Source organism: Cryobacterium sp. Y62 (assembly GCF_002929785.1).
In the GTDB taxonomy this organism is placed as follows: Bacteria; Actinomycetota; Actinomycetes; order Actinomycetales; family Microbacteriaceae; genus Cryobacterium.
In genome coordinates, this window is record NZ_PJJK01000118.1 from 98,301 (window position 1) to 113,361 (window position 15,061).

Below are 15,061 nucleotides of genomic sequence, written 5' to 3' on the forward strand. Positions count from 1 at the left end.
AAATCAGGAGACTCGCTCAGTTTCACAGCGACCGACCGTCGACACGAGCGCAGTTGCTCTCGCGCACGCCCGCACGCGAGGAGGCCCCTGCATCCGCTTAATGCGTGCCCACAAACCCATTTGCACACGGGTAACGTGCAGCAGTTCAGACGCTAATTGACGACGTGAGCACGGCATTCACCGCCGAGCATCACGCAGATCATGTGCGTCGAAAACCCCCAGGTTCACGGACGTAGCCACCAAGTCCAAGAATATCCGGAAGGTTCACCATGTTGTTCCCCCGCTTCACCCGACATGCCACCATCGCCGCCGTCGCCATCGCCGCGTTGGTTCCGCTCAGTGCCATGATTCCCGCCGCTGCGGCCTCCGCCGCAACAGTACCCGCCGGCACCACGGTGATCGACAGCGCCTCCGCACAGGTCAAGTACGCCGGCACCTGGCGCACCTCCGGCTCCAGCAACGACTCCGGCGGTTCGGTTAGGTTCTCGACCACCTCGAGCAGCGCTTCCTTTACCTTTCAGGGCACCAGCGTCGCGTTCATTACCCGTCTGACCAGCAGCTCCGGCACGAGCAACGTCGCCATTGACGGCCAGGTCGTCGCCACGGTCAACGGCTACTCCGCTAGCACGGCCTACAAGCACGCTGCTTACAGCACGACGAGCCTCTCCGCCGGCACCCACACCATCACGGTATCCCGCACCGGCCAGAAGGATGCCCGCTCCACTGGCACCAGCAGCATTATCGACGCATTCGTCGTGTCGGCCGTGCCGAGCACCGCGCCCACCCCGGCCCCGATCAGCACCCACCGCTACGCCAATTGCCCGGCCGCGACCGTCACCGTGACGACTGCCAAAGAGCTCATGACCGCCTCGGCCCAGGCGCAGCCCGGCACCGTCATCAAAATGGCCCCCGGAACCTACAACGCCCAGATCAACATGACCGTCAACGGAACAGCTAGCAACCCGATCTGGGTCTGTGGACCGCGCACCGCCGTGGTCAACGCCGGCAGTATCCAAAACAACCACGGCATTCAGGTCTCCAACTCCTCGAACCTCGTGGTCGCCGGAATGACCGTCACCAACAGTCTCAAGGGCATCAGCGTGATCCGCAGCAAGAACGTCACCATCGCCGATACCCTGGTTGACAACATCGGCTATGAAGGCATCCACCTACGGGCTTTCACCACCGACAGCAAAGTCGTCGGCAATACCATCCGCAACACCGGCAAGCGCGACCCGTTCTACGGTGAGGGCATCTACATCGGAACCTCCGACGCCAACTGGTGCGCCCAGACGAACTGCCTGCCCGACCGCACTGACCGCACACTCCTGATGGCCAACAACATCAGTCTCACCGGCGCCCAGCCGATCGAGGTCAAGGAGGGAACCTCGAACGGAATCATTCGCGACAACGTCATCAACGGCGCCAACGCAATGCCACGCGCCGCGGAATGGGTCAAAGTCAAGGGCAACGACTGGCAGATCTACCATAACGAGGGCACCAACAGCACCATGCACGGCTTCGCGGTCAACGGAAGCGTTGCCGGCTGGGGCCTGCGCAACGTGTTCTTCGATAACACCGTTCCGGTCAACGCCGCGGGCTTCGGCTTCTTCATTCACGAACAGGGCAGCAAGGGTGCCAGCGGCACCAAAGTCTACTGCTCCAACACCGTCACGGCTGCTGGGTCCGGGTTCTCGAACCTGGCCTGTACTTCTTAGCCACCCGGTTTGATCGTCGGTCGAGTGCAGTGGTCCAGCTGCGCTCGATGCGCGGAAAGACCGCGGCAGCCGAATAGGTAGTCTCAAAGGCGGATCTGGCCAGATCCGCCTTTTTGGCGCGCCAGGGGGCATCCGTCATCGCCCGGTGCAGGGCCGCCTCGAGCGCGTCGACGTCGCCGGGCTCCACGAGCACGCCGACCCCACCGGCCAGTACGGCCGGCACCCCACCCACGCTGGTCGCCACGACACAGTTGGTGCGGGCCATCGCCTCGAGAATGAACATGGGCATCGCCTCGTCGCGGGAGGGCATCACCGCGATCGCGGAGCGCTCGAGCATCTCCATCAGGGCAGCATGGCTGAGCGGGCCGACGAATTGCGCCCCAGCCAGCGGCTCAGTGGGCTGGTCGGCGATCGGCCCGGCAATGACCAATTTCCAGAGCGGATGCTGCGGCGCGAGCCGTTTCCACGCCGCCACGAGTATATCGACGCCCTTGCGTTTGCTGACCGCACCGCCGAACACGACGACGTTCTCGATCTGCCGCACGATACCGTCGGCGACGGCGTTCGGCACGAGTACGACCCGCTCCCCCGGCACGAACTCCGACGCGGCGGTGTGCGATTGCGCCGACAGGGTCAGCACCACGTCGGCGCAGCGCAGCACGCTCCCCACCAAACGGGGGCGCGTGCGGGCGAAGTCGGCAAACGAACTGCCGTGCAGCTGCGCCACGGTCGCGAAACCGCGCACGTGGGCCAAGGCGAGCAGCGCACCTTCCCTCGCGAAGGATCCGCCCTGGGACAGGTGCGCGACGACGACGGTGCGCTTCGGATTGGCCAGCCGCAGCAGCTTCAAGAAAGCGGATGCCGCAACCCCGGCCGCGCGCAGCCCGCCGCTGCCGTCCCGTGAGGGCACCATACGCAGGTCGAAGTCGACGAAGGAATGCGCCAGATAGCCATTGACCACCTGACTCATGCCGCCGGCGACCTCACCGCTGCGTCCAACGTGCACGGCGATGAAACGTTCGGCCGTGCGCCGGGATACGTGCCGCTGGGCGGCAACCGGAGCGGCATTGAGCGGGTCAACGTTGAGGTGGTTGATCGTGAGCGCCGCTCTGATGATCGGTTCGGTGTCGATTGACTCGGCGTCACTTGATTCGGTTCCGCTCGACTCGATCGGGACGGGCTCAAACGCGGCCTGCTCGAGATCAGCCTGCTCGAGGTCGATCGGTTCGATCGCGACCGGCTGGAGGTCGGCCGCTTCGTTGATGCTCACCGCACGCTTTCGATGCTCAGCACCTGGTCGAGTAGGCGACGCACGGTTTGTAATTCGGCCTGCGCTTCGGCCAGGCCGGCCAGAATGGGGGCGCGCCGGCCGAGCAGGTTCTGCAACCGATCCCGAATCTGGCTGCCGCGAAGTCCTGCGCTGTCAATGCTGACGTCGTGCAGGCCGGCCGCGGCGAAATGCCGGGCGATCTTGTCAGATTTGCCGCTGACCAGGAGCGCGGCCGGAACCGCTCCCTCAGTGAGCGCGCCGACGAGCACGTGCAGCCGGTCGCTCACGGCGAGCGCCGCCCGTCGGTAGAGGTCGCGCAGGCGCTGCTCCTGCTCGTCGTGGCCGGTGCCATTCCAGCGCAGGGCATGCCCGTCGAGGTCGGCCGCGAGTTGGCCGCACCTGTCATCGTCGCGCAGAACCTGGGTCACGCACCAGATCATGAGGCCGTTGTCGGCCGCCACGGCGCGTACCCCGGCGAGCCACTCGGCGTTCGGATAGTCCAGATCAAAGCGCATGGAGACGACCAGCACGTCACGAACCTCGTCGGCCAGATCACGCTTCTCTGTTCGTCCGTCGCTCGCAAAGGCGAGGTCGGGCATGATACGGCCCTGCCCGAGATATCCCGCGGTAGCGGCATCGCGCCAGAGCGACAGATTGGACAGCGCAATGGATGGACCCATCAGCGCGCGCGGCAGCGGTGCAAAATTGCGGCTGCCCACGCCTACCCGGGCCACCCGGCCGTGTCGGGCGCGCACGAGTGCGAGTACCGGCAGCATGGCGAGGTGCTCCTTCATACCGATCAGGGTCAGCTGAATTTCTCCCGGCTTGAACACATACGATGCCCGGCCGCGGGCGGCGCTGCAAAGTGCCGCCGTGTACCAGGCACGAAAGGACCGGTACTGCACATCGTCCGGCGTTAGAGCGAGTCCTTCGGCGTAGCCTTCGGGGGCTTCGCCGACATAGACGTGCAGCGGGCCGTTGGGGCGTAACCAGTCGAGCAGCTGCCGGCGCAGCAGAATGTCACCGATATTGTCGTACTGTCCGCGGGCCGGTACGAAAATTTCCCGCGGCATCCGCTCGACTGACGTAGTGGCGCTCATCATTCGGCGGTCAGCGGAACGCGCGCGCCGGTGTCGATAGCGCGACCGGCAGCGAAGCGGATGACGTCTGCCGTCAGGTCCGGCGCGTCAACGGCCCGTGCGACTCCAAGGTATTCGGCGAGTTCGGCGATCTGCATCTGATGGTCGTCCACGTGTTCGCCGCGGTGCTTGCGGCGGGTCACGATCACCGGAAAGACACCCATCTCGAGCAGCCCCATGAAGGTGCCGACACCGGCGTGAGTGATCACGACGTCGGCCGTGAGGGCGGCATCGACGAACATCGCGGTTGGCATCATCTGGTGTACCTGCCCGGGAACGTCGGTGCGGTCGGTGGTGAACCCCAGCTGCCAGACGGTGCGTTCGTCGGCGAAGCCGCTCGCGAGTACGGCATCGACGAGGGAATCGAACCGATACCCCTCGATGGTGCCGAGGGTCACGAACAGACTGGGACGGTCCGGCGCGTGTTTGACCAGCGCGTGGTAGGTGGAGAGCACACTCGGGTACGTTCTCCACCGCTCCGTCGCCCAGGCCGGATGCTGGGTGCGCACGCTGACCAGACGGCTGGCGGCGAGCATCCGTCCGCTGAGCGAAGGACCTTCCACTCGCGAGACGCTCTCGATGTAAAGACTCGGCACGCCGCTGATCGCGGCCTGGGGCAATGCCGCGACAGCCAGACCGGCCCCCGTGCTCACAGCTCCGTCGAAAGATTCGTGCTTGAGCACGCGCCGTACGATTTTGGCCGCGCGCATCATGCCGAGGTAGTCGCGCGGGCGTACATAGGGCACATGGATGCGGCGCTGACCGGCCAGCAGGGATCGGCTTTGCATGGAGTCAAAGGTGACCCAGAGCGAGCTCGGCGAGGCGCCGAGTCCGGGGGCGAGGCGAACGAGCTGGGCAAGGTGGCCGCCGGTCGAGGCGACGAGCAGAAGCTTCCGTTGCGTGGGCGGCAGCGGATCGATCGGGTATGACGAGTGCACGGACACTGAGGCTCCCTTCGGGTACAGCCTGGGTGGGACGGTTTCAAACGTGCGTCATCGAACGTGCCCTATTCGGGCGGCGAACCTGCCGATCAGCGAAGCTGAACAGGTGCGGCTGAATTACCAAGTGACGCGGGTTTGGATCGGGTTGTCGGTCGCGGACATCTCCCTATCGACAGGCGTCGGGCCACGATCGACCGCGGTCGTGGCGGCAGCGGATCGGCTCGGCCGCAAGGGCGGGCGCGTCGAGACCGCGAATCCACCGTCACGCACGAGCGCGTCGGGGCCGCGGGTGGGGACCATGGCAAGCACGACGCCGAGCGGCGTCGTGCCGACGGCTTCGAGGGCGTCGAACGCGCCGAGCAACTCGGCCTCGCGCACCCGGTTGGCGCCGACCACGAGCACGGTGCCACCGGTCCAGCGGCTGAGCACAGCGGCGTCGGTGACCGCGAGTACTGGCGGGGCATCGATGAGTACATAGTCGTAGCTGCTGCTAAGCACGTCGAGCACGGTGCCCATGGCCGTCGAACCGAGCAGTTCGCTCGGGTTGGTGGGGATCTTGCCGGAGGAGAGCACGGTGAGCGGATGCAGCGTGCCCCACGATTGCAGGGAGTCCTTGAGTTGCAGATCCCCGACCAGCACGTCGGTCAGGCCACGGTCGGGATCAAGGCCGAGGTAGTCGGCCAGCCGGGGCGTGCGCAGGTCGGCGTCGATCACGGCGACGGTCGCGCCGCTCTCGGCCAGAACGATGGCAAGGTTGACCAGGGTGGTGGTCTTGCCCTCACCCGTGACGGACGACGTCATGACCAGACTGCGCCGACTGGTATCGGCGTCGGCGAACTCGAGGTTGGTGCGCAGCACCCGGAACGCCTCGGCGCGTGCGGTGGCCGGGCCGTCGGGGGTGATGATCGGGTTGGCGTGTGCTTCAAAGGGGATGCCGCCGAGAATGGAAACTGCCGTGAGGCGTTCGATGTCGTCGCGGTTGTAGATGCGACGATCAAGGAGTCCGATCAGGAACGCGGTCACCAGACCGACCAACAGGCCGATGAGTAGGCCGACAGCGAGGTTGAGGTAGAGCTGGGGCAGTGCAGGGTTGTCCGGCACCACCGCGGGGTCGAGGACACCGACCGTGACGGGGCTGGTTCCGCCGTCCGCCGGGGTTTCCAACTGGTTGATGACCACGTCGGTGAAGCTTTCCGACACGGCCTCGGCAAGCTGCTGCGCGGCATCCGCTGTCGCAGCGAGGGCAATGATTTCGATGACGGCCGAACCAGGCTGGGTAGTGGCGGTGACCCGCTCAGCCAGGTTGGCGGCGGTCTCGTCGAGGCCCAGGCTCGTGATCACCGGATCGAGCACGCGCGGGCTGGTCGCCACGTCGAGGTAGTACGGCAGCTTCTGAACGACAAAGTTGTTGCCCTGCACCAGGTCGCCGGGGGTGGATCCGATCTGAATCTGCGCGGCTACGAAGACCCGGGTCGAGGCCTGGTATTGCACGGGGGTGAGCAACGCGGCTGCGGCCCCACCGACGACGCCCAGCAGAGTGAAAGCCACGATGAGAATCCATCGCTTTCGTAGAATATGAGCCAGACGCTTCAGTTCCATGCGTGCTTCTCTCCGCGTGATTAATGCGTCGCACTTCGGGTGCACGACGACAGAAACCTATGTTGGCATAAAAATCCTCACTTTTGGACTGCCAGTATTGAGAATTTAATCAGCTCGTTTTGAGCTGTTCACAAGATTGTCGATCAAAAACTGACGAATACTCGCTCGAGTGGCCTCGTCGAGTAGCTCCAAAGCGTGTCGTTCACCGGGTTTCACGTCGAGGGTGACGGGAACGCCGACGGCCGTGAGTGCGACCTCCATAGCCTCGGCTTGTTGCACCGGAACCAGTTCTTTCTTTGAGATAGTGATGTAAAACGGTGGATCGGTCTTGTCGACGGAGTACAGCGGCGAAGCTGTGCGCGAGTTGGGGCAATAGGTGAAGTCGTTGCAACCGAGGTATTGCAGGATCGAGCCGACGGCCAGCCTCGACGGACGACCAAGCCTGAGGCCCGTCTCGGTGAGGTCAACCGCCGGCGACAGTGCTACGACAGCGGCAACCCGGTCGCCCTCGGTGAGGCTGCCGGAGCCGTTGGTTGCGATAGACGAAGCGATGATCGCCCCGGCCGAGCTGCCGAGCAACCCGATGCGCTCGGGGTCGATGTTGAATTCCCTGACTCGCTGCGGATCACGCAGCCACTCGAGCGCATCGGTGACATCGTTCACCTGCGCCGGAAAGGCGAACTTCGGGGCGAGCCGGTAATCCACTGCGAAGGCGGCGACGCCGCTGCCGGCCAGCTCCTCACACAGGGCGGTCATGCCGCCAAAATCCTTGCTGCCGCTGTCGAATCCGCCGCCGTGGATGAGAATAACGGCCGGGGCACGCTGGGGCTTCTCCTCGGGCAGGCAGGCGTTCAACATCAGATCCTCCCCCTGGGCCGTGCCGTACTGCAGGTCGTGCTCCACCACGACCGGGCCGGGTTGCGAGGACCGGTCGGGCGTGATCGGCGTGGCTGAGCATCCGCTCAAGAGCAGACCAACGGCCAGCAGACCAACGGATGCCGCGACCAGCGCGGTGCGGGTGGGCGTCACAGCAGGTCTCCGTTCAACCGAGCGCGACGCGAGACCGATTTGGTCTGCCGCTTGCGGAACGGGCTCACCCAAAGGAATGAGAACCGGCGCAGGAGCTTGGCGAGGTAGACCGAGCCGACGAGCACGATGGCGGCGAGCAGAAACGGCAGGGCGTTGGCCGCGCGTTCCAGCCAGGCTGCCTCGGCGATCGGGGCGAGCAGGGCGAGGGCGGTGGCCACGACAAACAGGTGCAGCAGGTAGATCTGAAAGCTGTACTGGCCAAGCGTGTTCATGAAATTCAGCCATTTCACGCGCACCAACAGGGTGGCCAGGACGACACCCATGGCCACGGCGACGGCGCTTTCGAGCAGGATCAGGCCGGGCAAGCGAGAGAGGTGGAACGGCACGAGGAGCACAGCCAGACCGAGATAGACCGCAACCAGCACGATGGCGTGCCAGACCCGCACCCGCGCGGCCAGCCGGTACACGGTGTGCGAAAAATAGACCGCGACGATGAAGAAGATGAAGTTGGCGGTGACTCGGTCCCAGCCGACATTGTCGAGGTCGAGCAGGTTTGGTGTCGTGGACGCTGCGGCGACCAGCGCGGCGAGGGCGACCTGCACGCTGATCGGCAATTTGCGCAGCAGCCAGGCGAGCAGGGTGAAGACGGCGAGGGCCCAGATGAACCAGTAGCTGCTGGTCGGCCAGACTGGCAGGAGGGCAATGTTGAGCAAGTCGGTCGGGGAACGTTCGGTTCCGCGCAGGTGCGGCACGACGAGGTAGAACAGCACGCGAATGATCGACCAGAGCAGGTACAGGTAGACCAGAGTGAGCAGCCGGCGCCGCCACAGGTCGTGTAGGTTCCAGGTAAGCATGCGCCGGGCGGTGAGGCCCGCGATAAAAAAGAAGACCGGCATAGGAAAGTAGCTGAGCACCAGGCGCAGCCGCGGGGTGCTGCCGGCCAGGCCGAGATCGTTGAGAAACAACGCCGAATGGTAGAGCACGACGAGGATGATCGCCGCGCCCTTGGCGAAGTCGATCCACTCACGGTTTTCGGTGGCCTGTATCTCTTTCACAGACGAAATGTACACGAGAAAAACTCAGGATGGAATCTCGGGTCGGGTTGCAGGGGTGGTCAGCCCGGCCAAAACGGTCTGCTCCAACGGGAGAGGCCGTGAATCGGGGCAAAGCTACTGCGGTAACGACCTCGTGGCCGCGGTTGATGAGCAGCCCCCGTGGCTAATTCAGGAAATCTGCCGGGACGGGGGTGGCGCCTCGCGTATTTCGGCGGCCGCGGCATCTACCTGCATCAGTCTTCCTGAATTAGCCACGGGGCGAGCAGGCGGAAGGTTGACCGCCCCGGCCACTACCGGGGGCGGTCAGACGGCGGCGTAGCGGGGAATGAGGTCTTCGAGCAGGGCGACGGTGTCGGGCCAGCCTGCGACGGCGATACACTCGACGCCGAGAACCTTGACCGGATAGTCATTGCCGTTCTCGTCGAGGCGATCGCCGACGAACAGCATGTCGTCGAGGTCGACCCCGGTGAGGGTGGCCAGCCGCTTCATTCCGTAGGCCTTGTCGATGCCCTGCCGGGTGATATCAACGGAAGTCGACCCACCCGAACGCACCTCAAGGTCGGGCAGCAGGGTCTGCACGGCCTCCCGCAGGGTGTTCTTCTTCTCCCCGGTCGGGTCCCAGGCGATCTTGGCGGCAACCGGGGCGGCCTGGCCGAGCGCGGAGAAGGTGATCTGCGAGCCGCGGTCTTCGAGGATGGGGCCCCAGGTGTCGCTCTCCCAGTAACCGAGGCTGCGCGCGGTCTGTTCGACGGCGCCCTGGGCCCGGGTCTTCTGCTCGTCGGTCAGGTTTTCGGCGTAGACCTGCGTCCAGCCCTGGGGGTCGCTGCGGTAGTACTGGGTGCCGCAGGTGGGCAGCAGGTGCAGCCGGGCGAGTAGATCGGGGCTGATCTCGGGCAGGTTGTCGATGATTTGCGCCTGGAACTGGCCGAACTGACCACCGGAGATGACGCAAACCTCGGTGACGCCGAGCAGCTTCACCAGCAGTTCGATCATGGACGGGTCGAGCGCTGACTTGGACGGCGCGAGGGTATCGTCGAGGTCGAAGGCCACCAGACGGGGAAGGATAGGCATCAGGCCACTCTATCGATCGTAGAGGGGCCGGTCGGTGTGAGCGGGGCCGGGGATGCGGGCGAGTTGTTAGCCTGAGCGAGTGCGTACTGACTTCGATCCCCGAGACCTTGCCCGCCGCGACTTCTACCGCCTGCTGAACTCTCTCGTGGTTCCGCGGCCGATTGCCTGGGTGTCGAGCCATTCGGCAGACGGGGTCGACAACCTGGCGCCGCATTCATTCTTCACCGTGGCATCCGTTTCGCCGCCGATCGTGCAATTCACCTCGGTGGGCGTCAAGGACACCGTGCGCAATATCCTTGAGACCGGGGACTTCGTGGTGAATTTCACGCCGGAATCGCTGTTCGAGGAAGTGAATGCGACCGGGACCGACTTCGGGCCGGCGGAGAGCGAGTTCGACCGCGCCGGGCTGACCCGCGAGCCGAGCCTGACCGTTTCATCGATGCGGGTGGCCGAGTCCCCCGCGGCGATCGAGTGCCGACTGCACTCCACGCTCGAACTGGGCGATTGCACGCTCGTCTTCGGCGAGGTGACGCACGTCGCGGTGTCGTCTGCGATGCTGGATGGCGGGCATCCGCTCGTTGAGAAGTTGCGACCGTTGTCGCGGCTCGGCCGGGACGAGTGGGGAACTATCGGCGCGGTCAAGGAGATCAAGCGCATTCGCGCGAGCGACTGGCCGCGCGAGTTTCGGCCGCGCGAGCACTGAACGGCTCCGCACGCTCGATAGCGCGGTATTTTGCTGCATACGGTGCCAAGGCTTGCTGGCGCGACTGGTTCGCGGTAGCACCATCCGCTCGCGCGTGCAGCGTTCCGTCGCGCGAACGCGGGGCTACCGAGGCGAGCGCCCCATCACGCGCACTGCGGATGAGCGCGCCCGATCCGGGCAGCCGCTACACCGGTCACCGCTATGCCGGTCAACGCTATGCCGGTCACCGTGGCGCGGCGCCCGATATCGAGCGCGGCCACGGGCGGGAACAGGGCCGCGGCGAGCAGCGGGCCGAGCTGAGTGCTCGCCTCGCGCACGAAGTGCTGGCCGGCGGCGGTGAGAGTATAGCGACGTGCTTGGTTGACTCCTGCAGCGCAGTGATCGTGGCGGCCGTAGCGCTCTGCCACTCAGTGAGGGCTTCGGATTCCTCGTTGCCGCTGGCGAGGCGCACGATTGGTCCGGCGAGGCTCGACATGAGCACGGGGTCGGGCGACAGACGAGCGATCTTGGCGTAGACCCAGGCGTGGTGGTCGTCGCACTTGGCGGCGGACGCATCGGAGGCGCTCTTGGCAGCGACCGAAATGTCACAGCCGGGCAGGAGAACATGGTGAGCGACTGCACGTTGTCGCCGAGCGGTTCGAGCGCGGCGCGAATGGCCGGCATGTAGCTGATCACCATGGAATCGCCGAGCAGCACCGCGGTTTGGGCCGCGGCTGGGTCGCGGCTGGGTCGCCGTAGACACATCTGGCGGCGTTCTTCTCGCTCAGCGAGAGGCAGTTGTCGTCGACCCATTCCGGCGCGCCGGAATGGTCACCGAGCGCGTCGAACGCAGGCGTCGCCTCGGGCCAGGCCGTATTCGCCAGCGCCGCGGTGATGGCAGCCTGCCGAGTGGCCTGCAGGGTGGCGGGTTCGGTGGCGGGTTCGGTGGCGGTTTCGGTGGCGGGTTCGGTGGGAGCTTCCACACCCAGATTGGCGTTCGCACCGATCGGCGCGGCATCGGCGCACGGTTCGGACGTGCGGGACTTCAACGCAACGAAGAAGATCGAGACGATGACGGGGGTGACAGCGACGAGGGTGACAGCGACGAGGGTGACAGCAACGAGGGCGCCGATCCAGGCCTTGGCCGGGGTGATGCCTGAGCGGTGCTGGGTATCGGGGCGGCGCATCCGTTCTCGCTGACGGGTTTGCGAACTTTCGAGCCAGAGCGAGTGCCGAATGGGATCTTCGACGAAGTGGAAGGAGAACACCGAGAGGGCGACCATGAGTATGAGGGCAAGCGGTCGGTAGCGCGGCGAGTTGGTCGCGAAGACTGTGGCGAGCAGAATAACCACCGGAAAGTGCCAGAGATAGAGAGAGTAGGAGATCTTGCCGATGTAGCGGCTCACTGGATTGGTGAGGGGAAAGAGCAGGCGCTGTTCGGAGGATCCAATGTCGGCAGCGAGGATGAGGGTGCTTCCCGCGACGGGCAGCAGAGCCCATGGGGCAGGGACCGGTGAGTCCCAGCTGATCAACACGAGGCTGGCAACGATGAGGGCGAGGCCGAGCCAGGCCAGCACGGGGCGCAGTGTCGCCAGCAATTTGGCAATGCCGGGGGCTGAGGCGGCGAGGAGGGCCCCGATGCCGAGTTCCCAGGCGCGGGCGCCGGTAGAGAAGTAGGTGATGGCGCTGCTCGTGAAGGTTTCGAAGAAGCTCCAGGCCAGAAAGCCGAGGGTGATGAAGCCGGTGCTGACGGCCACGGTCGTGATTAGGGCGCGGGCGTTCAGTGTGCGGCGGTCGGCCAGGGTGAGGATAACGATGAGCACAAACGGCCAGAAGAAGTAGACCTGTTCTTCCATGGCGAGCGACCAGTAGTGCTGCAGCGGGGAGACGGCGTTGGTGGCCTGCAGGTAGTCGGTGCCTCCGGCGGCAAAGTGCCAGTTGGCCACGAAAAGTGACGAGTAGACGCCATCCCGGAGGGTGCTGAGAGCGCGGGCACTCGGGAGTAGCAGGTAGCCGATGGCCACCGTGACGACGAGCACGAGCAGCGACACCGGCAGGATGCGGCGGACCCGACGGCGGTAGAAATCGACGAGCGAGATGCGGCCCGTGCGGGCGTGTTCCTTGAGCAGCAGGCTCGTGATGTGAAAGCCCGAGCTGACAAAGAAGATGTCGACGCCGATGAATCCGCCGGACGGCCAGCCGAGTAGGTGATCGAAAATGACGATTATCACGGCGATCGCGCGCAGGCCCTCGATGTCGCCACGAAAGGTGCGGGTGGCGGACTTGCCGCCCGTGCCGCTGGCTTCGGGCGAGGGTTGCCGCCGTTCAAGGGCGGACTGAACGGGCATGTAGCCTCCGACTCGGGTTGCGGAACTGGTACCTGCACCCGGCGACTTTTTACCCGTCAGCCGGGCATATCCTGCGATTATGATGTAATCTCAGTTACCGAAGTAAACCCGGTCGCGTTGTTTACCTGACGGACACAACCTCACCCGTGCGCGCCGACTCCTGTGCAGCGAGCACAATTTTCAGCGAGCGGATGCCAGCAGCCCCGTCGGGCTGTCCCGCTCGTCCCATGCGCACCGCGTGCAAAAACTCGTGCAGAAGCAGCTCGTCGGTGTTAGTGCCGTACGCCAGAAACACTGCACCATCAGGCCCGACGCCGCCCACGTGCTGCGAAAACGGATCAATGTCCGCAATGCCCTGCGTGCCGACGATCTGGAGGGTCAGCCCGCCCCAGGTCGGCGCGGTGTCGGGCTGGCTCCACGAGCAGTCGATCGTCGCGACGAAGCCACCGGTGTAGCTAATAGTCACCAGCCCCCCGGTTTCGGCGCGCACCTCGGGCTTCTCGGCGTGCAGAATGCGGTTGGACACGGCTCGCACGCGCTCGGGAGCGAGGCCGGTGAGGGCGTCGAGCAAGTCGGCGACGTGCACGATGTGATCGACCATGGCGCCGCCGCCGGACAGCGCCGGGTCCGTGAACCACGCCCGATCGCCGATTGGAATCTGCCCGTTGTTGGTGCCGGTCGCCGCGAGCAGCGCGCCGAGTCCGCCGGCTTTGACGAGTTCGCGCAGCCGTGCGAACGCTGGCGAGAACCGCACCGGGTAGGCGGTCATCAGACTCACGCCGGCCGCATCGCAGGCCGCCTGCATGGCGAGGGCATCCTCGAGAGTGGTCGCGAGCGGCTTCTCGCACAATACGGCGGCCCCGGCCCCTGCGGCCGCTTCGACGAGTGTGCGGTGCCGGGTGTTTTCGCTCGTCACGATGACGGCGTCGGGCTGCCAGTCGAGCAGTTCGGCGTAGCTGTCGACGTAGGTCAGGCCGAGGTCGTTCGCGAGGTCTAGTCCGCGCCGCTCGCCCTGCTCTTTGTCGCCGTCGGGATCGGAGGCGCGCAGTTCAACGTTCGGCATCGCCTGCAACAGACGTGCGTAGCCGTCCGCGTGCACGTGCGCGAAGGACATGAGGGCGACCCGCAGTGGGCGTTCAGCGTCGACAAGTGGAAGCTGTGGCGCGGCCTGGTCGGTTACCGGCGAGGTCCTCGGCGCGCCGACATTTCGCCCGTCGGTGGCTGCACCGCTCATGCCGACACCCCGTGACGAATGACGGACACGCTGCGCCCGGAGGCGATCGACTCGTTCGCGGCGACGGCGAGCTCCACCGCGCGAGTGGCATCTCCGAGACTGACCCGCGGGGCGGCTCCACCCTCGATGGCCGCGGCGAACTCGCGCAGTTCGGTCAGGTACGGGCTTTCGCCGAGCGACGTGTCCGGGCGCTGAGAGTGAGCTCCCGGTAACGGGGCGCCGAGATCGAATCGGAGCGAGGCATCTGATTTAGAATCGTGGTTGAGCACTCCGTTCGAGCCGGCGATCGAGAACGAGGTGGCGAAGGTGGTGCCGGGAGCGCCCCAGACTCCCGTGACGTAGCTGAGCGCGCCGCTTTCGTGGGTGAGCACGACCTGCGCGGTCTCGCATCCGCTCGCCACGTGCTTGACAGCGTAGATCTCGATGACCTCGCCGGCGATCCAGCGGGCGATGTCGAGGTCGTGGATCATCTGGTCCAGCACGATTCCGCCGGACTGCGCCTCGTCGGCGAACCAGCTGGCCCAGGCCGGAAACTCGCCGATGCGACTGAAGCGCAAAATGGCCGGCTCGCCGATGGTTCCGGCTCCGACCGCCTTGTGGGCGAGGGCATACTCGGCGAAATAGCGCACGACGTGGGCCGGGTGCAGCTGCTTACCGACGAAGGCGGCAAGTTCGGCGAGGGTGTCGGCATCCGCTGCACAGAGCGCAATCGGTTTTTCGCAGATGACGTGCTTGCCGGCGCGTAGGGCACGCTCGGCCAGGCGATAGTGCGTGGGGGTGGGGGTGCAGATGTCGACGACGTCGCAGCGCTCGAGCAGCTCGTCGAGTGAGTCGACCGCGTCAATGCCGTACTGCGCGGCGACCGCGGCGGCGCCCTCGAGCGAGAAGACGGTAACCCGGGCGCCGAGGGCGAGCCAGGCCGGAATGTGCACGTGGGTGATGCCGCCGGCGCCGATGAGGCCAATGTTCACGAGA

Annotated in this window: 14 protein-coding genes; 3 read left to right on the forward strand and 11 right to left on the reverse strand. The window is 65.6% G+C overall.

What is annotated here, in order from left to right; translation table 11 throughout:
* Positions 1 to 269: 269 nt before the first annotated feature.
* Positions 270 to 1,718, forward strand: coding sequence for a right-handed parallel beta-helix repeat-containing protein (locus tag CXY71_RS17075; protein ID WP_104138157.1), 1,449 nt, complete (start codon positions 270 to 272; stop codon positions 1,716 to 1,718).
* On the opposite strand, the gene CXY71_RS17080 is transcribed toward CXY71_RS17075, so the two are convergent.
* From CXY71_RS17080 to CXY71_RS17110, 7 genes are all read right to left on the reverse strand, one after another.
* Positions 1,672 to 2,988, reverse strand: coding sequence for a glycosyltransferase family 4 protein (locus CXY71_RS17080; protein WP_104138159.1), 1,317 nt, complete (start codon positions 2,986 to 2,988; stop codon positions 1,672 to 1,674). The genes CXY71_RS17075 and CXY71_RS17080 overlap by 47 nt on opposite strands.
* On the reverse strand, positions 2,985 to 4,091 hold the full coding sequence (locus CXY71_RS17085) for a polysaccharide pyruvyl transferase family protein (RefSeq protein ID WP_146072864.1): 1,107 nt from the start codon (positions 4,089 to 4,091) through the stop codon (positions 2,985 to 2,987). The genes CXY71_RS17080 and CXY71_RS17085 overlap by 4 nt, the downstream gene beginning before the upstream one ends.
* On the reverse strand, positions 4,088 to 5,065 hold the full coding sequence (locus tag CXY71_RS17090) for a glycosyltransferase (RefSeq protein WP_233204693.1): 978 nt from the start codon (positions 5,063 to 5,065) through the stop codon (positions 4,088 to 4,090). Before CXY71_RS17090 ends, CXY71_RS17085 begins: the two co-directional genes overlap by 4 nt.
* Positions 5,066 to 5,185: 120 nt before the next feature.
* Complete coding sequence (locus tag CXY71_RS17095) at positions 5,186 to 6,667, reverse strand: polysaccharide biosynthesis tyrosine autokinase (protein ID WP_104138165.1); 1,482 nt, start codon at positions 6,665 to 6,667, stop codon at positions 5,186 to 5,188.
* Between the two features lie 105 nt (positions 6,668 to 6,772).
* A complete protein-coding gene (locus CXY71_RS17100; RefSeq protein ID WP_104138167.1) occupies positions 6,773 to 7,696 on the reverse strand; it encodes an alpha/beta hydrolase in 924 nt (307 codons plus the stop codon).
* Complete coding sequence (locus tag CXY71_RS17105; RefSeq protein ID WP_233204695.1) at positions 7,693 to 8,751, reverse strand: acyltransferase family protein; 1,059 nt, start codon at positions 8,749 to 8,751, stop codon at positions 7,693 to 7,695. Before CXY71_RS17105 ends, CXY71_RS17100 begins: the two co-directional genes overlap by 4 nt.
* A gap of 303 nt (positions 8,752 to 9,054) precedes the next feature.
* The gene (locus tag CXY71_RS17110; RefSeq protein WP_104138173.1) at positions 9,055 to 9,822 is read right to left on the reverse strand and encodes an HAD-IIB family hydrolase; all 768 of its coding nucleotides are present in this window, start codon (positions 9,820 to 9,822) and stop codon (positions 9,055 to 9,057) included.
* 79 nt (positions 9,823 to 9,901) lie between these two features.
* On the opposite strand from CXY71_RS17110, the gene CXY71_RS17115 reads away from it, so the two are divergent.
* Positions 9,902 to 10,525 carry a flavin reductase family protein gene (locus CXY71_RS17115; protein ID WP_104138175.1) on the forward strand — a complete coding sequence of 208 codons (624 nt, stop codon included), beginning with the start codon at positions 9,902 to 9,904 and terminating at the stop codon, positions 10,523 to 10,525.
* 223 nt (positions 10,526 to 10,748) lie between these two features.
* Here CXY71_RS17115 and CXY71_RS22745 read toward each other — a convergent pair whose 3' ends face one another.
* Complete coding sequence (locus tag CXY71_RS22745) at positions 10,749 to 11,108, reverse strand: hypothetical protein (protein WP_368665906.1); 360 nt, start codon at positions 11,106 to 11,108, stop codon at positions 10,749 to 10,751.
* Between CXY71_RS22745 and CXY71_RS21250 the strand changes: the two genes are divergently transcribed.
* Positions 11,052 to 11,192, forward strand: a complete 141-nt coding sequence (locus tag CXY71_RS21250) for a hypothetical protein (RefSeq protein WP_233204696.1) — start codon at positions 11,052 to 11,054, stop codon at positions 11,190 to 11,192. The two genes, CXY71_RS22745 and CXY71_RS21250, sit on opposite strands and share 57 nt — an antisense overlap.
* A 4-nt stretch (positions 11,193 to 11,196) precedes the next feature.
* Here the strand turns inward: CXY71_RS21250 and CXY71_RS17125 are convergent, their stop codons facing one another.
* From CXY71_RS17125 to CXY71_RS17135, 3 genes are all read right to left on the reverse strand, one after another.
* Complete coding sequence (locus tag CXY71_RS17125) at positions 11,197 to 12,852, reverse strand: acyltransferase (RefSeq protein ID WP_104138183.1); 1,656 nt, start codon at positions 12,850 to 12,852, stop codon at positions 11,197 to 11,199.
* Positions 12,853 to 12,973: 121 nt separating this feature from the next.
* Positions 12,974 to 14,086 carry a Gfo/Idh/MocA family protein gene (locus CXY71_RS17130; RefSeq protein WP_104138186.1) on the reverse strand — a complete coding sequence of 371 codons (1,113 nt, stop codon included), beginning with the start codon at positions 14,084 to 14,086 and terminating at the stop codon, positions 12,974 to 12,976.
* Positions 14,083 to 15,057: a Gfo/Idh/MocA family protein gene (locus CXY71_RS17135; RefSeq protein ID WP_233204697.1), complete on the reverse strand. Its 975-nt coding sequence runs from the start codon at positions 15,055 to 15,057 to the stop codon at positions 14,083 to 14,085. The genes CXY71_RS17130 and CXY71_RS17135 overlap by 4 nt, the downstream gene beginning before the upstream one ends.
* Between the last annotated feature and the right edge of the window lie 4 nt (positions 15,058 to 15,061).